The organism is Synechocystis sp. LEGE 06083, assembly GCF_015207725.1.
In the GTDB taxonomy this organism is placed as follows: Bacteria; Cyanobacteriota; Cyanobacteriia; order Cyanobacteriales; family Microcystaceae; genus Synechocystis; species Synechocystis salina.
On the sequence record NZ_JADEWJ010000415.1, the window covers coordinates 1 to 1,911 of the forward strand.

Below are 1,911 nucleotides of genomic sequence, written 5' to 3' on the forward strand. Positions count from 1 at the left end.
CCCCTCTGCATAACTTCAAGGCCACCACCCAATGGCTAGCCGAAGAAACCATCGACCGTTTCCATCGCCCCCATGCCCCCACAGCCCAGGAACTAAAATGGGCCGCCATGACCCCAGCCCAACAGCGGGAATACCAGGGCATCAAGGCGATCGCCATCATTGCCCCCTTGATTTTTATTGTCCTGTTGTACTTTGGCTTCAAAACACCGGAAAGGGAAAGACCGCCCTTTGTCCCCCAACCCAGTCCTAACATGAGTCGATGAGGGCAGTAGCCATAGCCCATACCAACTTGGCTTTTCAACCCGATTAAACTGGCAATCTCTAGCTTTAGCCCCGATCCCAAACATCTTTGCGGAACCTGCCCATGTTCACCCTCAATGACCAAAATCTGCCCTACCCAGATACCCTCCATCCCATCATTGTCCACTTTGTCATTGGCATGGTCTTCTTTGCCTATATCAGTGAACTAGTGGGCTACCTCCAAAAAAAGCCCCGGTTCTTTGAAGTGGCTTGGTGGAATTGGCTCACAGCGGCGATCGCCATTTTTTTTGCGGTGATTTTCGGTGAATTTGAAGCGGCCCTGGCCATGCCCTACCCGGCGGCCCAACCGGCATTGGATTGGCATACGGTCAACGGTTGGTCATTGTCGGCCATTTTGGCGGGGTTAACGGCTTGGCGGGGGGTATTGAGGGTGCGAAACCCGCTGAAAACCAGCCTGCCTTTCCTCATGCTGGCCACCGTATTTATGGTATTAGTGTGTATCCAAATTTTCCTCGGCTCCCTGGTGGATTGGGTATATGGTCTGCATACCCTTCCCGTGGTGCAAGCCACCAAAGACGGCATTATTCCCTAGCTTTTAGGTTTAAGTTCCCTTACCCATCCCATTTTTTCCTGAGGAAATTGACCGCCCCATGAACCCCTCCCTGATTGACCAACTCAAAGAAATTGGCCTCCAGCTAGGCACCAATGGTCTGCCCTACCGATTTCCCATCCACCCCAATTTGGTCCATTTCAGTCTGGGGTTATTCATCATTGCCCTAATTTTTGATTTTGCTGGCGTATTTTTTCCCCTAGACAAAATCATTCTTAAAGGGTTTGCCATTCCCGCCCAACGCCAAAACTTCTTTGATGTGGGTTGGTACAATGCTGTGGCCGGTGCCTTTATTAGTTTTTTCACTGTGGCGGCGGGCTTTTTTGAAATTCTCTTGGCCCAACCTCCCACAAATCAGATGAGTGATTGGGGCATTGGCGCCGGTACAACTATGTTGCTCCATGGCGTCGGAGGTATCTTGTTACTGGCGATGATGGTGGGCACAACCATTTGGCGGGGCTATCAACGGTTTGTTTGGCGCACCAATTGCCGCAATGAAGTTAGCTGGGCCTATCTCGGTTTTGCCCTATTCCTCATGGCCTATATGGCCATCCATGGCACCCTAGGGGCCCAATTAGGGGCCGAATTTGGTGTGCATAATACGGCAGCCCATATTCTCCGCATGGGAGAAAATCCCAACGTGGTGCTTAATGAAGGGGGCATTGACCTTTAATTTTTTGTTAACCAAAAGGGGGTGCTCTGATCCCATTTGCTCAACCATCAAAACTATGCCCCTGTTGTGATTGTCCGATCAAGCCAGGGCAGGCCGGATTTTTAAACGGAATTGGTCAAGTTTTGTCCCTCTTCCGTCAGTCTAGGCGGATGAGTAGTGAAATTGATTCCATAAATTTACCAAATATTTTAATCTATAGCACTTTTCGCTTTAGTGGGGTATAAGGTATGTAGATCGATGTATAGCTAATTAGGATAATTATGAGACGTTAAGCTATGCAGTAATCTTGAATAACCTTATCTATGCTAGTACCCGGAGGTGCGTACATTCTCGCCCTCTTTAATGCACTAAAGTCATGCTCTATATC

General features: G+C 49.1%; 2 protein-coding genes and 2 pseudogenes. 3 read left to right on the forward strand and 1 reads right to left on the reverse strand.

Features of this window, described 5'->3' with window-relative positions:
* The 3 genes and pseudogenes from IQ219_RS19250 to IQ219_RS19260 all read left to right on the forward strand — a co-directional run.
* Positions 1-263: pseudogene (locus IQ219_RS19250) on the forward strand (NAD(P)/FAD-dependent oxidoreductase); the annotation flags it as partial.
* A gap of 101 nt (positions 264-364) precedes the next feature.
* On the forward strand, positions 365-853 hold the full coding sequence (locus IQ219_RS19255; RefSeq protein WP_010874203.1) for a DUF2231 domain-containing protein: 489 nt from the start codon (positions 365-367) through the stop codon (positions 851-853).
* A 58-nt stretch (positions 854-911) separates the two neighbouring features.
* Entirely contained in the window at positions 912-1,544 is a 633-nt protein-coding gene (locus tag IQ219_RS19260) for a DUF2231 domain-containing protein (protein ID WP_194073680.1), read from the forward strand.
* A 268-nt stretch (positions 1,545-1,812) separates the two neighbouring features.
* Here IQ219_RS19260 and IQ219_RS19265 read toward each other — a convergent pair.
* Positions 1,813-1,911: pseudogene (locus IQ219_RS19265) on the reverse strand (IS630 family transposase); the annotation flags it as partial.

Excerpts from the sequence above, each read along its gene's own strand:
- IQ219_RS19255 (WP_010874203.1), top strand. The coding sequence starts at position 365 with ATGTTCACCCTCAATGACCAAAATCTGCCCTACCCAGATACCCTCCAT.
- IQ219_RS19260 (WP_194073680.1), top strand. The coding sequence starts at position 912 with ATGAACCCCTCCCTGATTGACCAACTCAAAGAAATTGGCCTCCAGCTA.